We start from the raw sequence: 24,395 nt of genomic DNA, 5'->3' as shown, positions 1-24,395 counted from the left end.
CTTACTTGGTCAGCACGAAGCCCTTGAGCTTGCCAAATGCGCCATCGACCAGCGCCTTCTGCTGTTCCTGGTGCAGGTGCGAGTAGCCGACGGCCGGCGATGCCGAGGCGGCACGGCCGGAGTAGCCGAGCCTCTGGCCTTCCTGCATGTTTTCGTGGATGTAGTGCTGCACGAAGAACCAGGCGCCCTGGTTCTGCGGCTCGTCCTGGCACCACACGATGTCCACGAGGTTGGGGTACTTCTTGACCTCGGCGGCGAACGCCTTGTGCGGGAACGGGTAGAGCTGCTCGACGCGGATGATCGCCACGTCGTCGCTGCCCTGCTCTTCGCGCTTCTTGGCCAGGTCGTAGTAGACCTTGCCCGAGCAGGCGATCAGGCGCTTGACCTTCTCGGCCTTCAGACCCTTGCTGTCGGGGATGACGGTCTGGAAGCTGCCCTTGGTGAACTCGGACAGCGGCGAGGTCGCGTCCTTGTTGCGCAGCAGCGACTTGGGCGTGAGGATGATCAGCGGCTTGCGCAGGTTGCGCACCATCTGGCGGCGCAGGATGTGGAAGATCTGGCTGGCCGTGGTGGGCTGCACCACCTGCATGTTGGTGTCGGCGCTCAGCTGCATGAAGCGCTCCAGGCGTGCCGAGCTGTGCTCGGGGCCCTGGCCTTCGTAGCCGTGCGGCAGCATCATCGTGATGCCGTTGACGCGGCCCCACTTGACTTCGCCCGACGCGATGAACTGGTCGATCACCACTTGCGCGCCGTTCACGAAGTCGCCGAACTGGGCTTCCCAGATGACGAGCGTGTTGGGGTCGTTCGAGGCGTAGCCGTATTCGAAGGCCAGCACGGCTTCTTCGGACAGGATCGAGTCGATGACGACGAACGGGGCTTGGTTCTCGGCCACGTTCTGCAGCGGCGTGTAGGTGCCGGTGTCGAACTTCTCGCGGTTCTGGTCGTGCAGCACGGCGTGGCGGTGCGTGAACGTGCCGCGGCCCGAATCTTCACCCGACAGGCGCACCGGGTAGCCGCTGGCCACCAGCGAGGCGAAGGCCATGTGCTCGCCCATGCCCCAGTCGACGTTGACGTCGCCACGGCCCATGGCTGCGCGGTCGTCCAGCACCTTCTTCACGAGCGGGTGCACGGTGAAGTTTTCGGGCGCCTTGGTGATGCGTTCGGCCAGGCGCTTCCACTCGGCGGAGGGAATGGCGGTGTCGCCGGCGTCGGTCCACTTCTTGTTGAGGTACGGGCTCCAGTCGACGGCGTACTTGCTCTTGAAGTTGGTGAGCACGGGGTCGACGGTGTTCTTGCCTTCGTCGAAGGCGGCGCGCTGCGCCTTGACCATGTCGTCACCGAGCGTGTCGCCCAGGCCTTGCGCGGCCAGCTTGTCGGCGTACAGCTTGCGCGTGCCGGGGTGGGCCGCGATCTTCTTGTACATCAGCGGCTGGGTGAGCGACGGCGTGTCCTGCTCGTTGTGGCCCAGCTTGCGGAAGCAGATGATGTCGACGACCACGTCCTTCTGGAATTCCATGCGGAAATCAAGAGCGAACTGGGTGGCGAGCACCACGGCTTCGGGGTCGTCGCCGTTCACGTGCAGCACCGGCGCTTCGATCATCTTGACGATGTCCGAGCAGTACAGCGTCGAGCGGCTGTCGCGCGGGTCGCTGGTGGTGAAGCCGATCTGGTTGTTGATCACGATGTGCACCGTGCCGCCGGTGGAGTAGCCACGGGTTTCGGCCAGTGCCAGCGTTTCCATCACGACGCCCTGGCCTGCGAAGGCGGCGTCGCCGTGCACGATCACGGGCAGCACCTGCTTGCCCAGCGGGTCGCCGCGGCGGTCCATGCGGGCGCGCACCGAGCCTTCGACCACGGGGTTCACGATTTCCAGGTGCGAGGGGTTGAACGCCAGGCTCAGGTGGACCGGGCCGCCGGGGGTGGTCACGTCCGAGCTGAAGCCCTGGTGGTACTTGACGTCGCCGGAGGGCAGGTCTTCGGGGGCGGTGTGGTCGAACTCGGCGAACAGGTCGGCGGGCATCTTGCCCAGCGAGTTCACCAGCACGTTCAGGCGGCCGCGGTGGGCCATGCCGATCACGATTTCCTGCACGCCCTTGACGCCGGCCTGGTTGATCAGTTCGTCCATCGCGACGATGAAGCTTTCGCCGCCTTCGAGCGAGAAGCGCTTCTGGCCGACGTACTTGGTGTGCAGGAAACGCTCGAGGCCTTCGGCGGCCGTCAGGCGGTTGAGCACGTGCTTCTTCTGCTCGGCGCTGAGCTTGGGATTGGTGCGGGCGCTTTCGAGCTTCTGCTGCCACCAGCGCTTGTGGTTCTGGTCGGTGGTGTACATGTACTCGGCACCCATCGTGCCGCAGTACGTTTCACGCAAGGCATTGAGCAGGTCGCGCAGCGACATGGTCTCTTTGCCGAAGAAAGTGTTGCTGGTGTTGAACACCGTCTCGAGGTCGGCGTCGGCAAAACCGTAGAACGAGGGCTCGAGTTCCGGAATGGCGGGACGCTCGGCGCGCTTGAGCGGGTCGAGGTCGGCCCAGCGGGCGCCGACGTTGCGGTAGGCGGCAATCAGCTGCTGGACTGCCGTGCGCTTGCGGCCGAGCTCGGAGTCGGCGCCGCTGGCCTGCACGACACGGGTCGTGCCCTGCTTGGCCAGTTCGGCAAAGGCGTTGATGACCGGCAGGTGGGGGACGTCGCGGGCGCTGGTACCGTCGGCGGCGGGAACGTTCTGCAGGGCGTCGAAATACGTGCGCCAGTTGTCGGGAACGCTGCCGGGGTTGGCGAGGTAGTTTTCGTACATCTCCTCGACATAGGGCGCATTGCCGCCGAAGAGGTAGGTGTTGCCTTGATAGGCGGTGTACGCCGTGGGCGTAGAGGAATCGCTCATGATCCGCTGACCTTCGCTTCCCTGGAGGAAGCACGAGTTGGTTAAGAAACCTTCCGCGACACGGCTGGACCGATTGGCGGATGCGACTGTGGCTGGGGAAGGGCCTGAGTACCTTGGCATTGTGCCACGTCAACCATATGACGACAGAACGCGGCTGCGCAAGGCCCGCAACCCTACCCCGATTCGCGCCTGCGGTCAGGTGGCGGACAGTAACTGTTTGATCTGCTGGAGCGTGGCCGGATCGTCGATGGTGGTCAGGTCGCCCGGGTCGCGCTGCTCGCAGACGGCCTGGATCGCCCGGCGCAGCAGCTTGCCGCTGCGGGTCTTCGGCAGGCCGCTCACGAAGCGCACGCGCGCGGGCCGCGCCAGGGCGCCGAGCTGGTCGGCCACGACCTTCATGATCTCGCCCTCGAGCTGGAGCGCCGCATCGGCATCGGTCACGGCCAGGCCGTCTTTCGGCACGACGAAGGCCATCGCCACCTGCCCCTTGAGCGTGTCGGCCACGCCGACCACCGCCACCTCGGCCACGTTGGCATGGCCCGAGATGCTCTCCTCGATCTCGCGCGTGCCCAGCCGGTGGCCGGCCACGTTGATCACGTCGTCGGTGCGGCCCAGGATGTAGAAGTAGCCGTCGGCGTCGCGGATGCCCCAGTCGAAGGTCGAATAGACCATCTTGCCCGGCACGCTCTTCCAATAGGTGTTGACGAAGCGGGCGTCGTCCTTCCACACGGTCTGCATGAAACCGGGCGGCGTCGGGCCCTCGACCACGACCACGCCCTTCTCGTTCGCGCCGGTGAGTTCCTCGCCGGTCGACTCGTGCAGGATCTTGATGCGGTAGCCGTACATCGGCACGCCCGGGCTGCCGAACTTGCTGGGCTTGGCTTCCACGCCGTTGGCGATGGTGATCATCGGCCAGCCCGACTCGGTCTGCCAGTAGTTGTCGATGATCGGCACGCCCAGGCCGTCGCTGATCCAGCGCGCGGTCGGTTCGTCCAGCGGCTCGCCGGCCAGGAACAGCGCGCGCAGGGTCGACAGGTCGTACTTCTTGAGAAGCGCCGGGTCTTGTTTCTTGAGCACGCGCACGGCGGTGGGCGCGCTGAACATCACCGTCACCTTGTACTTCTCGACCAGGCGCCACCAGATGCCGCCGTCAGGCTGCTGGTCGAGGCCCTGCGTGGGCAGGCCCTCGTACATGATGGTGGCCATGCCCGCGATCAGCGGGCCGTAGACGATGTAGCTGTGGCCCACGACCCAGCCGATGTCGCTGGTCGAGAAGTAGGTTTCGCCGGGCCGGCCGTCGAAGATGTGCTTCATGCTCGCGGCCAGCGCCACGGCATAGCCGCCCACGTCGCGCTGCACGCCCTTGGGCTTGCCGGTGGTGCCGCTCGTGTAGATCGTGTAGCTGATGTCGGTCGAGGCCAGCCAGGTGCAAGGCACCTGCGCATCCAGGTGCTTGTGCCGCAGCTCGCCCGCCAGATGGTCACGCCCGGCCACCAGCGCCATCGCCGCCAGGCCGCGGTCGGTCAGCAGCACGGCCTCGGGCTTGTGCTTCGACAGGCGGATGGCCTCGTCGAGCAGCGGCTTGTACGCGATGACCTTGCCGCCGCGCGACCCGGCGTCGGCGCTCACGACCACCTTGGGCTCGGCGTCCTCGATGCGGGTGGCCAGCGAGCCGCTGGCGAAGCCGCCGAACACCACGCAATGGATGGCGCCGATGCGCGCGCAAGCCAGCATCGCGAAAGCGGCCTCGGGAATCATCGGCATGTAGATGAGCACGCGGTCGCCCTTGCCCACGCCCAGTTCGACGAGGCTGGCGGCGGTGCGCTGCACCTCGGCATGCAGCTCGGCGAAGCTGTAGCTTTTCTCGGTGCCGGTCTCGGTCGACACGAAGATCAGCGCCGGCTGGTCGCCCCGATCGGCTAGGTGCCGGTCGACGGCGTTGTGGCACAGGTTGGTGGTGCCGCCGACGAACCAGCGCGCGAACGGTGGCTGGCTGGCGTCGAGGATCTGCTGCGCGGGCGTGTGCCAGTCGATCAGCTTCGCCTGCTCGGCCCAGAAGGCCTCGGGCGCATCGACGGACTGGCGGTAGAACTCTTCATAGCGGCTCATCGGGATCTGTCTCCTGTTTTATGGATGCCGTTCCGGACTCGCGCCGAAACTGAATTCATAATTATGGGAGTCGATCTTGCGGGAAGCTGACAGCCGCGGCAATCCGGGCGACCCCCTTGCCGGGCCGCCCCTCAACAGCAATTCAGTAGATCAGCGGATCAGCGCCTGCAGGTCGCGGAACGCCGGATGCTCGGCGGTGCGCAGCCACTCGAAGCCGACCATCTCGGTGGTCACGAGCTCGGCGCCCGCGCCGGCCAGCCGGTCGAAGGCGGCGTCGCGGTTGCGCTCGGTGCGCGAGCTGCAGGCATCGGTGACGACCCACACGTCGAACTCGTCCTCGAGCAGGTCGAGCGCGGTCTGCAGCAGGCAGACATGGGCTTCGCAGCCGGCGATGACGATGGTGTTGCGCTCTTCGGCCGCGGCCGGGGGCTTCTGCAGGTGCTTGGGCAGGCTGCGGGCGTTGCCCTGCGGTGCCGCCTTGGCGGGCGGACGCAGCCATTCGCCGAGCCCCTCTTCCACGCCGCTGAAATGCATCTTGGCCAGCGTCTTGCGGCAGAAGGCGCGGATCTCGGGCAGGTTCTCGCCCAGCTTGGACGGGTTCTGCTCGGTACCCCAGACCGGCACGTCGACCCACTGCGCCATCTGGCCCAGGCGCGCCGCATTGCGCGCCGCCGCCTCGCCTTCGAAGATCGCCGGCATCAGCCGCGCCTGGTAATCGACCAGGACGAGTTGGGATTGCGTGGCGTCGAGCAGCATGGACTTCTTCTTTCAGGTATCGGTTGAACTGGGCTGAACCGTACCACCGAAAAGCGCGGGTTTCGCGGGATCGTCCGCCGTTGCCACTGGGGAAGATCGCTGCACCAACTGCGCGAGGTAGGTCTTGAACAGCGCATCGGCCGACTGCCTGAACATGCGGATGCGCCCCGTGTGCTGCATCAGCAGCAGGCCGACGCCATGCGCGAACAGCGCCGTGTTCTCCTGCTGCGCGAGGTCGGCATCGAGGCCCAAAGCGAGCAACGCCTCTTCACAGGGACGCAGGGCGTCGTAGAGGCGGTCGTTCAGTTCGTGGTCGAGCGCGTGCGTGAGCCCCCGGGGCCGCATGCCGTGCACCAGATAGAAGCCGAGGTCGAGGTCGCGCGGGTTTGCCGCGTAGAAGTCGAACCAGGCCTGGGCCTTGGCGGCCAGGGTCTGGTCGGGCCGGCGCTCGGACACCGCCACCTCGGCCACCGCGGCCTGCAGGCGCAGCAGCGACTCGTCGAGCAAGGCCGCGTAGATCGCCTCCTTGCTCTCGAAGTACGAATAGATGGCACCCGGCGTGTAGCCGGCTTTCTTGGCGATTTCCCGGATGCTCGCGCCCTCGATGCCCGCCTCGGCGAACACCGTTCGGGCGGCGTCGAGCACCAGGGCGCGGCGGGCGTCCGTGAGGGTCTGGCGGCGTTGGAGCTTGGCGTGCATGGGCGGGACTATAGCCCTCGATCTGGTCTCCGATCATTTTTTCGAACATTGATCTAAAAATTGAACAGTGTTTAAATCTCCGCGCCAAACGGTCCAAAAACCCCCACGAGCCCCTGGAGACAACACGCATGAATGCCCCGCCTTCCGACGCCCTCCTCATGTCCGGCGCCGACTACCGTGAATCGCTGCGCCGCTACACGCCCACCGTGTTCGTCGACGGCCGCCGCGTCGCCAGCGTGGCCGACGAGCCCGCCTTCCAGCCCGGCATCAACGCCATCGCCCTCACCTACGACCACGCGCTCAAGTCCGAGTACGCGCCGCTCATGACCGCCGTGCAGCACACCAGCGGCAAGCGCGTGAACCGCCTTTCGCACATCAACACCAGTTCGGGCGACCTGCTCAACAAGCTCGAGGCCGTGCGGCTGGTCTGCCAGGAAACCGGCTGCGCCCAGCGCTACCTGACGCACGACGCGCTCAACGCCATCGCCCAGGTGTCGGCGCGCATCGACGACGCGCGCGGCAGCACTGAACACACGGCCCGCTTCCACGACTACCTGCACCGCATCCAGGACCAGGACCTGACCCTGGGCGTCGCCATGACCGACGCCAAGGGCGATCGCAGCCGCCGGCCGCACGAGCAGGCGAACGTCGACAGCTACCTGCACGTGGTCGAGCGCAACGCGCGCGGCATCGTGATCTCGGGCACCAAGGCCATCGTGACTGGCGCACCCTATGTGCACGAACTGCTGGTCATGCCCTGCCGCAACATGGGCAAGGAAGACGCCGACTTCGCCGTCTGCTGCGCCGTGCCGCTCGATGCGCCCGGGCTCACCATCGTCGCGCGGCCGGCCGGGCGGCCCGGCGAGAAGCTCGAGCACGGCGATGCCCTGTTCAGCCGCAAGTACGGCCAGAGCACCGGCGTGTGCATGTTCGACCGCGTGTTCGTGCCGTGGGAGCGCGTGTTCTATGCCGGCGAATGGGAGCACTCGGGCCACCTGACCTACAGCTACGCCACGCACCACCGCCACAGCTGCATTGCGGCCCGCGCCGGCTTCGGCGACCTGCTGATCGGCGCCGGCGCGCTGATGTGCGAGGCCAATGGCTTCGACCCCGGCAAGGAAAGCCACCTGCGCGAGCAGATGGTCGAGCTCATCACCATCACCGAGAGCTTCTTTGCCTGCGGCGTGGCGGCCAGCGTCTACGGCAAGGCCGACGACCGCTGCGAGGTCTTCATGCCCGACCCGGTGTTCAGCAACATCGGCAAGCTGCTGCTGGCCACGAAGATCTACGACATGCACCGCATCGCGCACTACGTGAGCGGCGGCCTGATCGTCACCCTGCCCGGCCCGGACGAGGACCACAACCCCGAGACCGCGGCGCGGCTGTCCGACGTGCTGCGCGCCAACCCCGCCATTCCCTACGAACAGCGCATCGAGACGGCCCGCTTCATCGAAGACCTCACGGCCGGCTACCAGGGCGGCTGGTACAGCGTGATCAGCCTGCACGGCGGCGGCTCGCCGGCGGCGATGAAGCAGGAGATCTGGCGCAACTACCCAGTCGGCTCGAAGGTCGAGCTGGTCGAGCGCCTGCTCGAGCGCGGCATCGCGGCCGACGGCACACCGGCCGCCGCGCCGCACGACCCGCGCCGCGCCATCACGAAGAACCGCCAGCCCGGCAAGTGCTGCGACACCGGCTGCACCGTGCCGGGGCAGCCCGTGATGGTCGACCTGCCGGTTCCGGTGTCGCGCGCCTAGACTCCGGCGGATGCAGACCCTGTCGCTCCTGCGCCGCCGCCTCGCCCTGCTCCTCGGCGCCGCCTCGTTGCTGCTGCTCGCCGGCTGCAGCGGGTTGCGTGCCGCCGAGGCGCCGCTGGCCACCACACTGGAAAAGAGCAGTTGCACCCGCAGCGCCGACACGCTGATCGTGCTGCTGCCCGGCGCCTACTCGGCGCCCGAGGAGTTCGTACGCGAAGGCTTCATCGACGCACTGAACGAGAACCGGCTCGCGGTCGACACCCTGCGTGTCGACGCCCACATGGGCTACTACCGCAACAAGACCATCCTCGATCGGCTGGCGGAGGACGTGATCGCACCGGCGCGCCGCCAGGGCTACAAGGCAATCTGGATCGCAGGCATCTCGGTCGGCGGTTTCGGCGGGCTGCTGTATGCCCAGACGCACCCTGGCGATCTCGCCGGCCTGGTCGTGCTGGCGCCCTACCTGGGCGAACGCGTGCTGAGCCAGGACATCGCCAATGCCGGCGGCGTGGCGCGCTGGCGCGGCCCGCTCGAAGCACCACCCGGCAGCGACCCACGCACGCCCAGCGACACGCAGCTGTGGCAATGGCTGCGCGGCTACGTCGGCCACACACGCACCTTCGGCGACCGGCCGCCGCTGTACCTGGGCTACGCGCTCGACGACCGCTTCGCCTTCAGCCACCGGTTGCTGGTCGGGGCGTTGCCGGCGGAACGCGTGGTCACGACCGAAGGCGGGCACGACTGGCCTGAATGGCGGCGGCTCTGGCGCCGCCTGCTGCCAACGCTGCCACTGCCAGGCTGCCCCGGCTGAGGCGCCCTTCAGTTCGGCCGCAGGCGCAGCAGCTTGCCGTCGGACTCGTCGGTGAGCACGTAGAGCAGGCCGTCCGGCCCCTGCTTCACGTCGCGGATGCGGGCCCGGCCGTCGGCCAGCAGCTTGTGCTCGGCGACCACCTTGTCGTCCTTCAGTTCGATGCGGTCGAGATAGCCGAACTTCAGCGAGCCCACGAACAGGTTGCCCTTCCAGCCGGCGCCATAGCGGTCGCTGGTGAGGAAGGCCATGCCCGAGGGCGCGATCGACGGCACCCAGTAGTGCAGCGGCTGTTCCATGCCGTCCTTGCGGGTGATGCCGTCGCCGATCTTGCCGCCACCGTAGTTCTCGCCGTAGGTGATCACCGGCCAGCCGTGGTTGACGCCGGCGCGCGGGATGTTGATCTCGTCGCCGCCCTGCGGGCCGTGCTCCGTCATCCAGAAGCGGCCATCGGGCGCGAGCGTCGCGCCCTGGCTGTTGCGATGACCGTAGCTCCAGATCTCGGGCAACGCGCCCGGCTTGCCGACGAAGGGGTTGTCTTTCGGCACGCTGCCGTCCTTGGCGACGCGCACCACCTTGCCGTGGTGGTTGTCGAGCGTCTGCGCGTCGTCCTTGCGGCTGAAGCGGTCGCCGAGCGTGAGGAAAAGATTGCCATCGCGGGCCTCGACGATGCGGCAGCCGAAGTGCGCGCGGCTCGCGACCTTGGGCTTCTGGCTGAAGATGACCTGCAATGCTTCCAGCTTCGTGCCGTCGGCCGACAGGCGCGCGCGTGCGAGCGCGGTGCTGTTGGCCGATCCACTGCCCGGCTCGGGTTCCGAATAACAGAAGTACAGGGTGCGGTTCTGCGCGAAGCCGCTGTCAGCCAGTACGTCGAGCAGCCCGCCCTGCCCGCCCGCCGCGATGGGCGGCAGGCCCTGGATCGGCGCGCCCAGCTTGCCGTCGGCCGCCACCAGCCGCAGGCGCCCCGGCTTCTCGGTGACCACGAAACGGCCCTCCGGCAGGAAGGCCACGCCCCAGGGGTTCTCAAGACCGGAGGCGACGGTTTCGGCACGCACTTGCGCCATGGCCGCGCCAGCCAAGCCGCAACCGGCGAGCACCACGAGGCTTCCCAGGGAGCGACGAAAGGAGAAATTTCGCAAGTTCATGAAGATTTCCTGAATTTGAGGCCATCTTGACAACAAATGAAACGCACATACCGACTTTTAAGACCGCAAATTCATATCGACCGAGGCGTTTACATTCGAATCCTTATGCCGCATAAACGTTCACCGTTACATTTTTTCTTCCGCCGGATCGAAAAAGTCCATGTAAATCAATGGTTTACGCACGCCTTCAACAATTCAGATTAAATTGACATAACTGCGCGTCATCAATATCCTACGCGCCATGCGTTTTTTCGTCCTACCCGTATCCCTCCTGTTCGCCGTGGCCGTCCACGCCGCCCCCCCTCAACAGGATCGATCGGATGAGATGGACCGAATCCTTGCCGAACGCGGCCTGGTCGGCCAGTTCCATCAGGTTCGCCAGACCGTCGCAGAGCGCACGTCCGACCTCGTCGTGACCGCCATCGGTTTCCTCGGCGTTCCTTACCGCCGTGGCGGCAACACCGCCGAATCCGGCTTCGATTGCAGCGGCTTCGTCCGCGCCATGTACAACCAGACGGTGGGCCACGTGCTCCCGCGCCGCGCCGAAGAACAGGCCGCCGCCACCGAGAAGATCGACCGCAGCCAGCTCAAGCCCGGCGACCTCGTGTTCTTCAACACCATGCGCCGCACCTTCAGCCACGTCGGCATCTACGTCGGCGAAGGCAAGTTCATCCATTCCCCCCGCTCCGGTGCCCAGGTCCGTGTCGAAGACATGAACGGCAGCTACTGGCAGCGCCGCTTCGACGGCGCCCGCCGCGTGCTCAGCGGCCAGGGCGACGAGGTCAAGGCGGCAGCCATGGGCACCGCTAGCGACTGATTCGATTTCCCCGAATCCCGGACGAAAAAAATCCCGCCGCGGCGGGATTTTTTGTGGGCGCCAGTTCGGCGCCCTTCTTATATGTCGCTCAGGCCTTCTTCGCCGGCGGCAGGTCCGTGCAGGTGCCGTGCGCCACTTCGGCCGCCATGCCGATGCTTTCGCCCAGCGTCGGGTGCGGATGGATGGTCTTGCCGATGTCGATCTCGTCCGCGCCCATCTCGATGGCCAGCGCGATCTCGCCGATCATGTCGCCGGCATGCGTGCCGACGATGCCGCCACCCAGGATGCGGTGCGTCTCGGCGTCGAACAACAGCTTGGTGAAGCCTTCGTCGCGGCCGTTGGCGATGGCGCGGCCCGACGCGGTCCACGGGAAGTGGCCCTTCTTGACCTTGATGCCTTCGGCCTTGGCCTGGTCTTCGGTGAGACCGACCCATGCCACTTCGGGATCGGTGTAGGCCACGCTGGGGATCACGCGGGCGTTGAAGGCGGCGCTGGACAGCTCCTTGTCGCCCTTCTGCTCGCCGGCAATCACTTCAGCCGCCACGTGCGCCTCGTGCACCGCCTTGTGCGCCAGCATGGGCTGGCCCACGATGTCGCCGATGGCGAAGATGTGGGGCACGTTGGTGCGCATCTGGATGTCGACCGGAATGAAGCCGCGGTCGCTCACCGTGACGCCGGCCTTCTCGGCGCCGATCTTCTTGCCGTTCGGGCTGCGGCCCACGGCCTGCAGCACGAGGTCGTACACCTGCGGTTCCTTCGGCGCGTTCTCGCCCTCGAAGGTGACCTTGATGCCTTCTTTCGTGGCTTCGGCACCGACCGTCTTGGTCTTGAGCATGATGTTGTCGAAGCGCGGCGCGTTCATCTTCTGCCAGACCTTCACGAGGTCGCGGTCGGCGCCCTGCATGAGGCCGTCGAGCATCTCGACCACATCCAGGCGCGCGCCCAGCGTCGAATACACGGTGCCCATTTCGAGGCCGATGATGCCGCCGCCCAGCACCAGCATGCGCTTGGGGTCGGTGCCCATTTCGAGCGCGCCGGTCGAGTCGACCACGCGCGGGTCCTTCGGCATGAAGGGCAGGCTCACCGACTGCGAGCCGGCCGCGATGATCGCGTTGCGGAACTTGACGGTCTGCTTCTTGCCGGTGGTGTCCCAGCTCGTGCCGGAGGTCTCTTCGACTTCCAGGTGGTACGGGTCGATGAAGTTACCGACGCCGCGCAGCACCGTCACCTTGCGCATCTTGGCCATCGCCGTGAGGCCGCCGGTGAGCTTGCCCACCACCTTGTTCTTGTGGCCGAGCAGCTTGGCGCGATCGACCGTGGGCGCGGCGAAGCTCACGCCCAGGTCGGCGAAGTGCTTCACCTCGTCCATGACGGACGCCACGTGCAGCAGCGCCTTCGAGGGAATGCAGCCGACATTCAGGCACACGCCGCCGAGCGTGGCGTAGCGCTCGATCAGCACGACCTTCAGGCCGAGGTCGGCCGCGCGGAAGGCCGCCGAATAGCCGCCGGGGCCGGCGCCGAGCACGACCACGTCGCACTCGACATCGACCTTGCCGCCGTAGCTGGACACCACCACGGACGCTGTCGCGGCAGGGGCCGGTGCGGCCGCCTTGGGCGCAGGCGCAGCTGCCGCCGGTGCGGGTGCAGCAGCCGGCGCGGCCGCAGCGGCCCCGTCGACCTCGAGCGTCAGCACGACCGAGCCTTCCTTGACCTTGTCGCCCACCTTCACGGCCAGCGACTTCACCACGCCGGCGGCCGACGACGGGATTTCCATCGAGGCCTTGTCCGATTCGACCGTGATGAGCGACTGCTCGGCCTTGACCGTGTCGCCGACGTTGACCAGCACCTCGATCACCGCGACTTCGTCGAAGTCGCCGATGTCCGGCACCTTGATGTGTTGTTCGCTCATTTGGACACTTTCAGTTTGAGTGTGAGAACGTCGGCCGGCAGGGCCGAATTGCGATCGAATTCGCAGGCGGCGGCGATGCCCGCCTCCGCCACGTCGCGCGCGTTGCGCGACTTGTTGTCATAGGCCGCGTGCATGGCGCCGAGCGCGAAGCTGCGTCCCGAGCCAATGGCCCAGTACTGCTTGAACTCGAACACCTCGCGGTAGCTGTAGATGCCGTAGATGCCGCTCGGGTTGGCCAGCAGCATCGTGAACTGGCTCGACTCGTAGGGCTCGTGCTCGTCTTCCTTGGTCTGCATGAAGAACGAATCCTTCAGCACTGGATGCAGCTGCGTGAAGGTGTGAAACACCTCGTGCTTGCTGCCGAACTGCAGCGCCTCGCGCGGCTGGGCCGCCAGCGCATGCTGGAGTACCAGCTGGTGCGCGGCGGCGCCCGCCACCGCGAACAGGCTCTGGCCCGCGGCATCCTCGACGGTGAAGATCTTCTGGTTCGCTTCGGCGTTGTGCGACATGCGCGTGTCGCCGAAGGTCACCAGCGAGTCCGCCGCCATCGTGACCTGGCCGCCTTTGCGGACGGCCACTACGGTGGTCATAGCAGGATGCGGCGGTAGTCTGCGAGCACTTGCCCCAGGTAGGCGTTGAAACGCGCAGCCAGGGCGCCATCGATCACGCGGTGGTCGTACGACAGCGACAGCGGCAGCGTGAGACGCGGCACGAACTGCTTGCCGTCCCACACCGGCTTCATCTGGCCCTTGGAGAGGCCCAGGATGGCCACTTCGGGGGCGTTGATGATGGGCGTGAAGTGCGTGCCGCCGATGCCGCCGAGCGAGCTGATCGAGAAGCAGCCGCCCTGCATGTCGGCCGAGCCGAGCTTGCCGTCGCGCGCCTTCTTGGCGAGTTCGCCCATCTCGGCGCTGATCTGCAGGATGCCCTTCTTGTCGGCATCTTTCAGCACCGGCACCACGAGCCCGTTGGGCGTGTCGGCCGCGAAGCCGATGTTGTAGTACTGCTTGTAGACGAGCTGGTCGCCGTCCAGGCTGGTGTTGAAGTCGGGGAATTTCTTCAGCGCCGCGACCACCGCCTTGATCACGAAGGCGAGCATCGTGACCTTGATGCCCGACTTCTCGTTCTCCTTGTTGGTGGAGACGCGGAAGGCCTCGAGCTCGGTGATGTCGGCTTCGTCGTTGTTGGTGACGTGCGGGATCATCACCCAGTTGCGGTGCAGGTTCGCGCCGCTGAGCTTCTTGATGCGCGACAGGTCCTTGCGCTCGACAGTGCCGAACTTCGTGAAGTCGACCTTGGGCCACGGAATGAGGCCCAGCGCCGCGCCGTCACCACCACCTGCCGGCGCCTTGGCCGCCGAGGCCTTGGTGCTGGCCTGGCCGCTCATCACGGCCTTGGTGAAGTTCTGGACGTCTTCCTGCGTGATGCGGCCCTTGAGACCGGAACCCTTGACCTCTTCGAGCGGCACGCCGAGTTCGCGCGCAAACTTGCGCACCGAGGGCGAGGCGTGCGGCAGGCTGCCGGTGGGGGCCGACGTCGGCTGGTGGGCCGGGGCGGCTGCAGCAGGTGCTGCGGCGGCCGGCGCAGGTGCGGCGGCGGTTGCTGCAGCGGGCGCGGCAGCCGCAGCCTGTGCCGGCGCGGGTGCTGGTGCCGCGGCACCTGCGGCGCCTTCGAGCACCGCGATCAGATCGCCGATGTTGACGGTGTCGCCCACCTTGACCTTGAGTTCCTTCAGCACGCCGGCAGCCGACGACGGGATTTCCATCGAGGCCTTGTCCGACTCCACCGTGATCAGCGACTGCTCGGCGGCGATGGTGTCACCCACCTTCACCAGCAGCTCGATGACCGCGACGTCCTTGAAGTCGCCGATGTCCGGCACCTTGATGTCGACCGGGCCCGAAGCAACCGGCGCGGCTGCCGGTGCGGCAGCGGCCGGTGCAGGCGCTGCGGCAGCAGGCGCAGCGGCCGGCGCCGGGGCGGCGGCAGCCGCGCCCTCGGCCTCGACCACCAGCACCACCGAGCCTTCCTTGACCTTGTCGCCCACGGCGACCTTGATTTCCTTGACCACACCGGCCGTGGACGACGGGATTTCCATCGACGCCTTGTCCGATTCGACCGTGATGAGCGACTGTTCGGCCTTGACCGTGTCGCCCACCTTCACGAGCACCTCGATCACCGCGACTTCATCGAAATCGCCGATGTCCGGCACCTTCACTTCCACTGCTGCCATATCGTTGTCTCCCGCCGTCAGGCGCCGTTCGTTCGTTGGTTGTTGATGTTCAAGCGTAAAGCGGGTTGACCTTGTCGACATTGATGCCGTACTTCTTGATCGCTTCCACCACCTTGGCCACCGGCACGGTGCCATCTTCGCTCAGCGCCTTGAGCGCGGCCACGACGATGTAGTGACGATTGATCTCAAAGTGTTCGCGCAGCTTGGCGCGGAAGTCGCTGCGACCGAAACCGTCGGTGCCCAGCACCTTGTAGTTGCGGCCCTTCGGCACGAACGGACGGATCTGCTCGGCGTACGCCTTCATGTAATCGGTCGACGCAATCACCGGGCCGGTCGAAGCACCGAGCTGCTCGGCCACGAAGGGCACGCGCGGCGTCTGGTCGGGGTGCAGCAGGTTCCAGCGGTCGGCGTCCTGGCCGTCGCGGGTCAGCTCGTTGAAGCTCGGGCAGCTCCACACCGAAGCCGACACGCCCCACTCCTTCTCGAGCAGTTCCTGCGCCGCGAAGCTTTCGCGCAGGATGGTGCCGCTGCCCAGCAGTTGCACGGTCGGCGCTTCCTTGGCGCCCTTGGCGGCCTTGACCACCGGGCCCTGCTTGGACAGGTACATGCCCTTGATGATCTGCTCTTCGGTGCCGGGCTGCAGGCCGGGCATCGCGTAGTTTTCGTTCAGCAGCGTCAGGTAGTAGTAGACGTTGTCCTGCTTCTCGACCATGCGCTTCAAGCCGTGGTGAAGGATCACGCCGACTTCGTGCGCGAAGGTCGGGTCGTAGCTCACGCAGTTCGGGATGGTGTTGGCCAGGATGTGGCTGTGGCCGTCTTCGTGCTGCAGGCCTTCGCCGTTCAGCGTGGTGCGTCCCGAGGTGCCGCCCAGCAGGAAGCCGCGGGCCTGCATGTCGCCGGCCGCCCAGGCCAGGTCGCCGATGCGCTGGAAGCCGAACATCGAGTAGTACACGTAGAACGGCACCATGATGCGGTTGTTCGTGCTGTACGACGTGGCCGCCGCGATCCAGCTGGACATGCCGCCGGCTTCGTTGATGCCCTCTTGCAGGATCTGGCCGGCCTTGTCTTCCTTGTAGTACATGACCTGGTCCTTGTCGACCGGGGTGTACTGCTGACCGTGCGGGTTGTAGATGCCGATCTGGCGGAACAAACCTTCCATGCCGAAGGTGCGGGCCTCGTCCACCAGGATGGGCACGACGCGCGGGCCCAGGGCCTTGTCGCGCAGCAGCTGCGTGAGGAAGCGCACGTAGGCTTGCGTGGTCGAGATCTCGCGGCCTTCAGCCGTGGGCTCCATCACCGCCTTGAAGGTGTCGAGCGAGGGCACCGTGAAGCTCTCGTCGGCCTTGACGCGGCGGTGCGGCAGGTAGCCGCCCAGGGCCTTGCGGCGCTCGTGCAGGTAGCGCATTTCCGGCGTGTCGTCGGCCGGCTTGTAGAACGGCAGTTCGGCGATCTGGCTGTCGGGAATCGGGATGTTGAAGCGGTCGCGGAAGGCCTTGATGTCCTCGTCGCCGAGCTTCTTGGTCTGGTGGACCGTGTTCTTGCCTTCGCCGATCTTGCCCATGCCGAAGCCCTTGACGGTCTTGACGAGCAGCACCGAGGGCTGGCCCTTGTGGTTCTGGGCGGCGTGGAAGGCGGCGTACACCTTCTGCGAATCGTGGCCGCCGCGCTGCAGGTTCCAGACCTCGTCGTCGGTCAGGTGCTCGACCATCTTCAGCGTGCGCGGGTCGCGGCCGAAGAAGTTCTTGCGCACATAGGCGCCGTCGTTGGCCTTGAACGACTGGTAGTCGCCGTCGTTGCACTCCATCATGATCTTGCGCAGCGCGCCGTCATGGTCCTTCTCGAGCAGGGCGTCCCAGCCCTTGCCCCAGATCAGCTTGATGACGTTCCAGTTGGCGCCGCGGAACTCGCCTTCGAGCTCCTGGATGATCTTGCCGTTGCCGCGCACCGGGCCATCCAGGCGCTGCAGGTTGCAGTTGATGACGAAGATCAGGTTGTCGAGGTTCTCGCGCGCGGCCAGGCCGATGGCGCCCAGCGATTCGACTTCGTCCATTTCGCCGTCGCCGCAGAACACCCAGACCTTGCGGTTCTCGGTGTTGGCGATGCCGCGGGCGTGCAGGTACTTCAGGAAGCGCGCCTGGTAGATCGCCATCAGCGGGCCCAGGCCCATCGACACCGTGGGGAACTGCCAGAACTCGGGCATCAGCTTGGGGTGCGGGTAGCTCGACAGGCCCTTGCCGTCCACTTCCTGGCGGAAGTTGAGCAGCTGGTCTTCGGAGAGGCGGCCTTCCAGGTAGGCGCGGGCATAGATGCCGGGCGACACGTGGCCCTGGATGTACAGCAGGTCGCCGCCGTGGTTTTCGCTCTCGGCGTGCCAGAAGTGGTTGAAGCCGGCGCCGAACATGCTGGCCAGCGAGGCGAAGGAACCGATGTGGCCGCCCAGGTCACCGCCTTCGGGCGGGTGGATGCGGTTGGCCTTGACCACCATGGCCATGGCGTTCCAGCGCATGTAGGCGCGCAGGCGCTGTTCGATCTCGAGGTTGCCGGGGCTGCGGGCTTCCACGCCCGGCTCGATGGTGTTCACGTAGCCGGTGTTGGCCGAGAACGGCATGTCGACGCTGTTCTGGCGCGCATGTTCGAGCAGTTGTTCGAGCAGGAAGTGCGCCCGCTCGGGCCCTTCGCTCTGGATGACGGAAGACAGTGCATCCATCCATTCACGCGTCTCCTGGGCGTCCGCATCGTTTGCGGCCGAGCCGAACAGGTTCTCGGGATTTGCCGACATGCTTGTCTCTCCTTTTAGGGCTGTGGCTGTAATTTAGTGCGCTGGGCACCGAGCGCGCCGGAGTTTCTCATAGAAGTTTCCCTATTTCAAATAGTGCTTGTTGATTCCTTATTGTGAAATATCAAGGAAGCACGTCCCCGGCAGGGCCTCTTGCCCGCGAGGGCCATCACCTAAACTCCGCCCATGCCCCTTTCCTCCCCGCTCGCGGTCGCCCGCAGTGCCGTCAAAGCCTCGCCGCTGTCCTGGTGGCGCACGTGGTGGCGCAAGCAGACACCCGTGCTGCAGGACGCCGTCGCGATGCTCGCGCCGATGGCGGCCGTGCTGCTGTTTCTCGCGGCCATCGTGTCGGCGTTCTGGTACCTGCGCTCTGAAGAAGTCGAGCGCGAGCAGGAGTCGGTGCGACGCGATGTCGAGTACGCGCAACAGCGCATGCGACTTCGCCTGCTGGAGCGGCAGGAACAGCTGATGCGCATCGCGCGCGATGCCTCCAACCGCGAGATCGACCCGGTCGAGTTCACGAGCCGCGCCGAGTCGCTGGTGAGCCAGTTCCCCGAGCTGCAGACCATCAGCTGGATCGACGACCGCCGCCGCTTCAAGGCCGGCTATGCCGCGCCCAGCGTGCATCCGGCGCAACAGCACCTGATCGGCGACGTGCTGCGCCCCGGCGACATCGAAAGCAACTACGCCTTGGCGCGCGAGCTGCGCCAGCCGGTGTACTCGCAACCCGTGGCCGGCGGCGAACCGGCCGCGATGCTGCAGCTGCACATCCCGCTGTTCGACCAGGGCCTGTTCGCGGGCGTCGTGCTCGGCGAGTTCTCCATCGACGGCCTGCTGCGCTACGGCATGCCCTCCGAGGTGCAGGCGCGCTATGCCGTCTCGCTGCTCGACGCCAAGGGCAACGTCATCGCCGGCAACACCACGCCGCTGAAGAACAGCGGCACCCGCCTGCTGCCCTGGACCGAAGCCACCAACGAATACGAAGTGCCGGTGTCGCCCGTGGGCAATGCGCTGATGCTGCGCGCGCAGGCCTACCGCACCTCGCAGGGCGTGGTGGGCAACGGCCTCTTCTGGCTCGTGTGCGCCCTCAGCGTGATGACCAGCTGGATGCTGATCGGCACCTGGCGCCACACACGCCGCCGCCTGCAGGCGCAGCAGCGGCTGGTGGCCGAGACCAACTTCCGCCGTGCGATGGAAAACTCCATGCTGACCGGCATGCGCGTGCTCGACCTGCAAGGCCGCATCACCTACGTGAACGCCGCGTTCTGCGCCATGACGGGCTGGAGCGAAGACGAACTGGTCGGCCAGACGCCGCCCTTCCCGTACTGGCTCGAATCCGACCGCGAGGTGATGAACGAGCGCCTCGAAGAAGAACTGCACGGCCGCGCCCTGCCCGGCGGCTTCCAGGTGCGCGTGAAGCGCAAGAACGGCAGCGTGTTCAACGCGCGCCTGTATGTGTCGCCGCTGATCGACGCGCGCGGCCACCAGACCGGCTGGATGACGTCGATGACCGACATCACCGAACCGACGCGCATCCGCGAGCAGCTGTCCGCCTCGTACGAACGCTTCACCACCGTGCTCGAAGCACTCGACGCCGCCGTGTCGGTGGCGCCCATCGGCAGCGAAGAACTGCTGTTCGCCAACAAGCTGTACCGCCTGTGGTTCGGCTCCGATACCGTGGGCCACCTGGGCATGGTGGCGCAGGCCGGCGTGCCGCCGTCGAACGCGCACGACGAAGGCCTGGACGACGTCGACCCCTACGCCGGCCTGCCGATTGACACGCTCACCGCCGCCCAGACCGCGAACAACGAGATCTTCGTGCCGCACCTGGGCAAGTGGCTCGAGGTGCGCTCGCGCTACCTGACCTGGGTCGACGGCCGCCTGGCGCAGCTGGTGATCGCCACCGACATCACGCCGCGCCGCGACGCCGAAGAGCAGGCCGCCGCGCAGGCCGACAAGGCCCAGGCCGCGAGCCGCCTGATCACCATGGGCGAAATGGCCTCCAGCGTGGCGCACGAACTCAACCAGCCGCTCACAGCCATCGCCAACTACTGCAACGGGATGATGTCGCGCATCAAGGGCCAGACGATCGACAACGACGCCCTGCTCGCCGCGCTCGAGAAAACCTCGAAGCAGGCGCAGCGCGCGGGCCAGATCATCCAGCGCATCCGCTCCTTCGTGAAGCGCAGCGAGCCCAACCGCACTCCGGCCGACGTCGCCACCATGGTGAGCGAGGCGGTCGAACTCGCGGGCATCGAGCTGCGCCGGCGCAACGTGCGCCTGAACCACTACGTGGCCGCGCGGCTGCCGGTGGTGCGCGTCGACCCGATCCTCATCGAGCAGGTGATGGTCAACCTGCTGAAGAACGCGGCCGAATCCATCGACATCGCCGACCGCCCGCTGGCGCGCCGCAGCGTCGAGCTGCGCGTGCTGCCCAAGGTGATCGAGGGGCACAATGCCATCGAGTTCTCGGTGCAGGACACGGGCAAGGGACTCTCCCCCGAGGTCATGGACCGGCTCTACGAGGCCTTCTTCTCCACCAAGCCCGAGGGCATGGGCATCGGGCTCAACCTGTGCCGCACCATCGTCGAGTCACACCGCGGCCGGATGCAGGCGGAGAACATCTACAATGGCCCGGATGTGATCGGATGCCGTTTTTCCTTCTGGATTCCGGTGTTGGACGCTATCAGTTCCGTAGCAAGCGACGAGGCAAAGGTACCTGCATGAGTTTGATTCCGAAGAAGGGCACGGTCTATGTCGTCGATGACGACGAAGCCGTACGCGATTCGCTGCAATGGCTGCTCGAAGGCAAGGACTACAGAGTCCGCTGTTTCGAGTCCGCCGAATCCTTTCTCTCCCGATACGACCCGCGCGAAGTCGCCTGTCTGATCGTCGATATCCGCATGGCCGGCATGACCGGCCTCGAATTGCAGGATCGACTGATCGAACGGCGCTCTCCGTTGCCGATCGTGGTCATCACCGGCCACGGCGACGTGCCGATGGCGGTCGACAGCATGAAGAAGGGCGCGATGGATTTCATCCAGAAGCCCTTCAACGACGAAGAACTCGTGTCGCTGGTCGAGCGCATGCTCGAACACGCACGCGGCGCCTTCACGCAGCACCAGCAGTCGGCCAGCCGCGACGCACTGCTGTCCAAGCTCACGGGCCGCGAGGCGCAGGTGCTCGAGCGCATCGTCGCCGGCCGCCTGAACAAGCAGATCGCCGACGACCTGGGCATCAGCATCAAGACGGTGGAGGCGCACCGCGCCAACATCATGGAAAAGCTCAACGCCAACACCGTGGCCGATCTGCTCAAGATCGCGCTCGGGCAAGCGGCCCCAGCTGCCAAGGCCTCCTGAGCTGCAGCTATCCCTGCGATAGCCACGCACCTTCCCCACGCCTGCGCAAGCGGGCGTTTTTACTTGGAAAATCAAAACCGATGACCGCCCAACTGATCGACGGCAACGCCCTTGCCAAAACCATCCGCGCCGAGGTGTCCGGCCGCACCGCTGCGCTGAAGGCCCGCGGCGTGAACCCGGCCCTGTCCATCATCCTGGTGGGCAGCGATCCGGCGAGCCAGGTCTACACCAAGCACAAGGTCAACGACAGCACCGAGACCGGCCTCTCGGCCACGCTCGAGACCTACCCCGCCGACCTGAGCGAGGCCGACCTGCTGGCGCGCATCCGCGCCCTCAACGACGACCCGAAGGTGCACGGCATCCTCGTTCAGTTGCCGTTGCCCAAGCACATGGACAGCCAGAAGGTCATCGAGACCATCTCGCCCGCCAAGGACGTCGACGGCTTCCACGTGGCCAGCGCCGGCGCGCTGATGACCGGCGCTCCGGGCTTCTGGCCCTGCACGCCGCACGGCTGCATGAAGATGCTCGAATCGATCGGCTACGACCTGCGCGGCAAGCACGCGGTGGTCATCGGCCGCAGCAACATCGTCGGCAAGCCGATGGCCATGATGCTGCTGGCCAAGAGCGCCACCGTCACCATCTGCCACAGCGCCACGAAAGACCTGGGCGCCCTCACGCGCCAGGCCGACGTGGTCGTCGCCGCCGTGGGCAAGCTCGACCTGCTGACCGCCGACATGGTGAAGCCCGGCGCCGTCGTCATCGACGTGGGCATGAACCGCAAGGCGGACGGCAAGCTGGCCGGCGACGTCGATTTCGACGGCGTGAAGGAAGTGGCCGGCTGGATCACCCCCGTGCCCGGCGGCGTCGGCCCGATGACGCGCGCGATGCTGCTCGTCAACACCCTTGAAGCGGCCGAACGCGCCGCAAGATAAGAACCACCCCGTTGTTGGCTCACTGCGTGTAGCCGCCTCCCCCTCAAGGGGCACCACCGGCGGCCCGGCAAAGCGGGTTCCGCGGTGGTTCCCGAAATGGCTTCGCTACGCTCGCCCAGGATCTTTCACATGACCAATCCGCTCCTCGACTTCACCGACCTCCCCCTGTTCGACCGCATCAAGCCCGAACACGTGTCGCCCGCGGTCGACGCGCTGCTGGCCGATGCCGAGGCCGCGCTACAGACGGTGACGGCGCCCGAATTTCCGGCCGACTGGATCGCGATCTCCAAGGTGCTCGACGTGGCCTCCGAACGCTTCAGCCGCGCCTGGGGCGCTGTCGGCCACCTCAACGCCGTGGCCGACACGCCCGAGCTGCGCGCCGCCTACAACGAGGCCATGCCGCGCGTCACCGCCTTCTGGACCCGCCTGGGTTCCGACGAACGCCTGTACGCCAAGTACAAGGCCATCGACCCGGCCACGCTCAACCCCGAACAGCGCCAGGCGCACAAGAACGCCGTGCGCAACTTCGTGCTCGGCGGCGCCGAGCTGCAGGGCGAGGCCAAGCAGCGCTTTGCCGACATCCAGGAACGCCAGGCCGAACTGAGCCAGAAGTTCAGCGAAAACGCCCTCGACGCCACCGACGCCTTCGCGCACTACGCGCAGCTCGGTGAACTCGACGGTGTGCCCGAAGACGTGGTGAGCGCCGCGCGCGCGGCCGCCGAGGCCGAAGGCAAGAAAGGCTACAAGCTCACGCTCAAGATGCCGTGCTACCTGCCGGTGATGCAGTTCGCCAAGAGCAGCGCGCTGCGCGAAACCCTGTACCGCGCCTACGTCACGCGCGCCAGCGAACTCGGCGATCCGAAGTTCGACAACACCGCGCTCATCACCGAGATCCTCGCGCTGCGCGAGGAAGAATCGAAGCTGCTGGGCTACAAGAATTTCGGCGAACTCTCGGTCGTGCCCAAGATGGCCGAATCGCCCGAGCAGGTCGTCAAGTTCCTGCGCGACCTCGCCGCCAAGGCCAAGCCCTACGGCGAGCGCGACCTGGCCGACCTGCGCGCCTTCGCTGCCGAACAACTGAACCTCGTCGACCCGCAGGCCTGGGACTGGACCTACGTCGGCGAGAAGCTCAAGGAAGCGCGCTACGCCTTCAGCGAGCAGGAGGTGAAGCAGTACTTCCCCGCGCCCAAGGTGATGGCCGGCCTGTTCAAGATCGTCGAGACGCTGTTCGAGGTGTCGATCCGCCGCGACAACGCGCCCACCTGGCACCCGAGCGTCGAGTTCTACCGCATCGAGCGGGCCGGCCAGAAGGTCGGCCAGTTCTACCTCGACCCCTCCGCCCGCGCCGCCAAGCGCGGCGGCGCCTGGATGGACGACGTGCGCGCCCGCTGGCTGCGCCCCGACGACGGCGTGCTGCAGACGCCCATCGCGCAGCTGGTGTGCAACTTCGCCAGCGGCGTCGACGGCAAGCCACCACTGCTCACGCACGACGACGTGACCACCCTCTTCCACGAGTTCGGCCACGGCCTGCACCACATGCTCACGCAGGTGAACGAGCGCGACGTGTCGGGCATCAGCGGCGTCGAGTGGGACGCGGTCGAGCTGCCGAGCCAGTTCATGGAGAACTTCTGCTGGGAGTGGGACGTGCTCGCCCACATGACGGCCCACGTCGACACCGGCGAGCCGCTGCCGCGCGCCCTTTTCGACAAGATGACCGCCGCCAAGAACTTCCAGAGCGGGCTGCAGACGCTGCGCCAGATCGAGTTCTCGCTGTTCGACATGCTGCTGCACACCGAGCACCAGGCTGCGGCCGCCCCCCCGGGCGCCGTGATGGCGCTGCTCGGCCAGGTGCGCGCCGAGGTCGCCGTGATGCCCTCGCCGCCCTTCAGCCGCACGCCGAACACCTTCAGCCACATCTTCTCGGGCGGCTACGCGGCCGGCTACTACAGCTACAAGTGGGCCGAGGTGCTGAGCGCCGACGCCTACGCGGCCTTCGAGGAAACCGTGGGCGCCGACGGCGAACCCAACATCGAGACCGGCCGCCGATACCGCCAGGCCATCCTGGAGGCCGGCGGCAGCCGCAGCGCCATGGATTCGTTCAAGGCCTTCCGCGGCCGCGAGCCGCAGCTTGATGCGCTGCTGCGACATCAGGGCATGGCCCAGGCCCAGCCCGCTTGATACGGCGCTGAAGCTTGCGATACTCGGGAGATATGTATCCGACTT

16 protein-coding genes are annotated in these 24,395 nt (G+C 66.5%); 7 read left to right on the top strand and 9 right to left on the bottom strand.

Going from position 1 to position 24,395, the window contains the following annotated elements:
* Position 1: 1 nt before the first annotated feature.
* From FFI97_RS33095 to FFI97_RS33080, 4 genes are all read right to left on the bottom strand, one after another.
* Positions 2-2,878, bottom strand: a complete 2,877-nt coding sequence (locus FFI97_RS33095) for a 2-oxoglutarate dehydrogenase E1 component (protein ID WP_139706290.1) — start codon at positions 2,876-2,878, stop codon at positions 2-4.
* Between the two features lie 195 nt (positions 2,879-3,073).
* Positions 3,074-4,987, bottom strand: coding sequence for a propionate--CoA ligase (locus tag FFI97_RS33090; RefSeq protein ID WP_139706292.1), 1,914 nt, complete (start codon positions 4,985-4,987; stop codon positions 3,074-3,076).
* Between the two features lie 150 nt (positions 4,988-5,137).
* Positions 5,138-5,743 (bottom strand): isochorismatase family protein, encoded by a 606-nt coding sequence (locus FFI97_RS33085; protein WP_062480816.1) that lies wholly within the window; start codon positions 5,741-5,743, stop codon positions 5,138-5,140.
* 12 nt (positions 5,744-5,755) lie between these two features.
* Positions 5,756-6,442 (bottom strand): TetR/AcrR family transcriptional regulator, encoded by a 687-nt coding sequence (locus FFI97_RS33080; RefSeq protein ID WP_095745663.1) that lies wholly within the window; start codon positions 6,440-6,442, stop codon positions 5,756-5,758.
* Between the two features lie 128 nt (positions 6,443-6,570).
* Here FFI97_RS33080 and FFI97_RS33075 point away from each other — a divergent pair, with 128 nt between their 5' ends.
* Both FFI97_RS33075 and FFI97_RS33070 read left to right on the top strand, forming a co-directional pair.
* Positions 6,571-8,196, top strand: a complete 1,626-nt coding sequence (locus FFI97_RS33075; RefSeq protein ID WP_139706294.1) for a 4-hydroxyphenylacetate 3-hydroxylase family protein — start codon at positions 6,571-6,573, stop codon at positions 8,194-8,196.
* A 10-nt stretch (positions 8,197-8,206) separates the two neighbouring features.
* Positions 8,207-9,007, top strand: a complete 801-nt coding sequence (locus FFI97_RS33070) for an alpha/beta fold hydrolase (RefSeq protein ID WP_139706295.1) — start codon at positions 8,207-8,209, stop codon at positions 9,005-9,007.
* 8 nt (positions 9,008-9,015) lie between these two features.
* Here FFI97_RS33070 and FFI97_RS33065 read toward each other — a convergent pair whose 3' ends face one another.
* Positions 9,016-10,068, bottom strand: a complete 1,053-nt coding sequence (locus FFI97_RS33065) for a PQQ-dependent sugar dehydrogenase (protein WP_260685267.1) — start codon at positions 10,066-10,068, stop codon at positions 9,016-9,018.
* Between the two features lie 322 nt (positions 10,069-10,390).
* Here FFI97_RS33065 and FFI97_RS33060 point away from each other — a divergent pair, with 322 nt between their 5' ends.
* The gene (locus tag FFI97_RS33060) at positions 10,391-10,966 is read left to right on the top strand and encodes a C40 family peptidase (RefSeq protein ID WP_062480809.1); all 576 of its coding nucleotides are present in this window, start codon (positions 10,391-10,393) and stop codon (positions 10,964-10,966) included.
* 88 nt (positions 10,967-11,054) lie between these two features.
* Here FFI97_RS33060 and lpdA read toward each other — a convergent pair whose 3' ends face one another.
* Genes lpdA through aceE form a run of 4 tightly spaced genes read right to left on the bottom strand, consistent with a single transcriptional unit; the run spans position 11,055 to position 17,884 of the window.
* Positions 11,055-12,875 carry a dihydrolipoyl dehydrogenase gene (lpdA, locus tag FFI97_RS33055; RefSeq protein WP_139706299.1) on the bottom strand — a complete coding sequence of 607 codons (1,821 nt, stop codon included), beginning with the start codon at positions 12,873-12,875 and terminating at the stop codon, positions 11,055-11,057.
* The gene (locus tag FFI97_RS33050; protein WP_095745669.1) at positions 12,872-13,465 is read right to left on the bottom strand and encodes an MFS transporter; all 594 of its coding nucleotides are present in this window, start codon (positions 13,463-13,465) and stop codon (positions 12,872-12,874) included. Before FFI97_RS33050 ends, lpdA begins: the two co-directional genes overlap by 4 nt.
* Positions 13,462-15,105: a dihydrolipoyllysine-residue acetyltransferase gene (gene aceF, locus FFI97_RS33045; protein ID WP_139706300.1), complete on the bottom strand. Its 1,644-nt coding sequence runs from the start codon at positions 15,103-15,105 to the stop codon at positions 13,462-13,464. The genes FFI97_RS33050 and aceF overlap by 4 nt, the downstream gene beginning before the upstream one ends.
* A gap of 49 nt (positions 15,106-15,154) precedes the next feature.
* The gene (gene aceE / locus FFI97_RS33040) at positions 15,155-17,884 is read right to left on the bottom strand and encodes a pyruvate dehydrogenase (acetyl-transferring), homodimeric type (protein ID WP_062479935.1); all 2,730 of its coding nucleotides are present in this window, start codon (positions 17,882-17,884) and stop codon (positions 15,155-15,157) included.
* Between the two features lie 183 nt (positions 17,885-18,067).
* Between aceE and FFI97_RS33035 the strand changes: the two genes are divergently transcribed.
* The 4 genes from FFI97_RS33035 (at position 18,068) to FFI97_RS33020 (ending at position 24,350) form a co-directional block, all read left to right on the top strand.
* On the top strand, positions 18,068-20,608 hold the full coding sequence (locus FFI97_RS33035) for a PAS domain S-box protein (protein ID WP_062479933.1): 2,541 nt from the start codon (positions 18,068-18,070) through the stop codon (positions 20,606-20,608).
* Positions 20,605-21,240 (top strand): response regulator transcription factor, encoded by a 636-nt coding sequence (locus FFI97_RS33030; protein WP_056580071.1) that lies wholly within the window; start codon positions 20,605-20,607, stop codon positions 21,238-21,240. The genes FFI97_RS33035 and FFI97_RS33030 overlap by 4 nt, the downstream gene beginning before the upstream one ends.
* Before the next feature lie 80 nt (positions 21,241-21,320).
* A complete protein-coding gene (folD, locus tag FFI97_RS33025) occupies positions 21,321-22,172 on the top strand; it encodes a bifunctional methylenetetrahydrofolate dehydrogenase/methenyltetrahydrofolate cyclohydrolase FolD (RefSeq protein WP_062479931.1) in 852 nt (283 codons plus the stop codon).
* A 129-nt stretch (positions 22,173-22,301) separates the two neighbouring features.
* Positions 22,302-24,350, top strand: a complete 2,049-nt coding sequence (locus tag FFI97_RS33020; RefSeq protein WP_144004561.1) for a M3 family metallopeptidase — start codon at positions 22,302-22,304, stop codon at positions 24,348-24,350.
* The last annotated feature ends 45 nt before the right edge of the window (positions 24,351-24,395 follow it).

Source organism: Variovorax sp. KBS0712, assembly GCF_006323185.2.
Taxonomy (GTDB): domain Bacteria; phylum Pseudomonadota; class Gammaproteobacteria; order Burkholderiales; family Burkholderiaceae_C; genus Variovorax; species Variovorax boronicumulans.
This window is presented reverse-complemented; position numbering and strand designations above follow the sequence as displayed.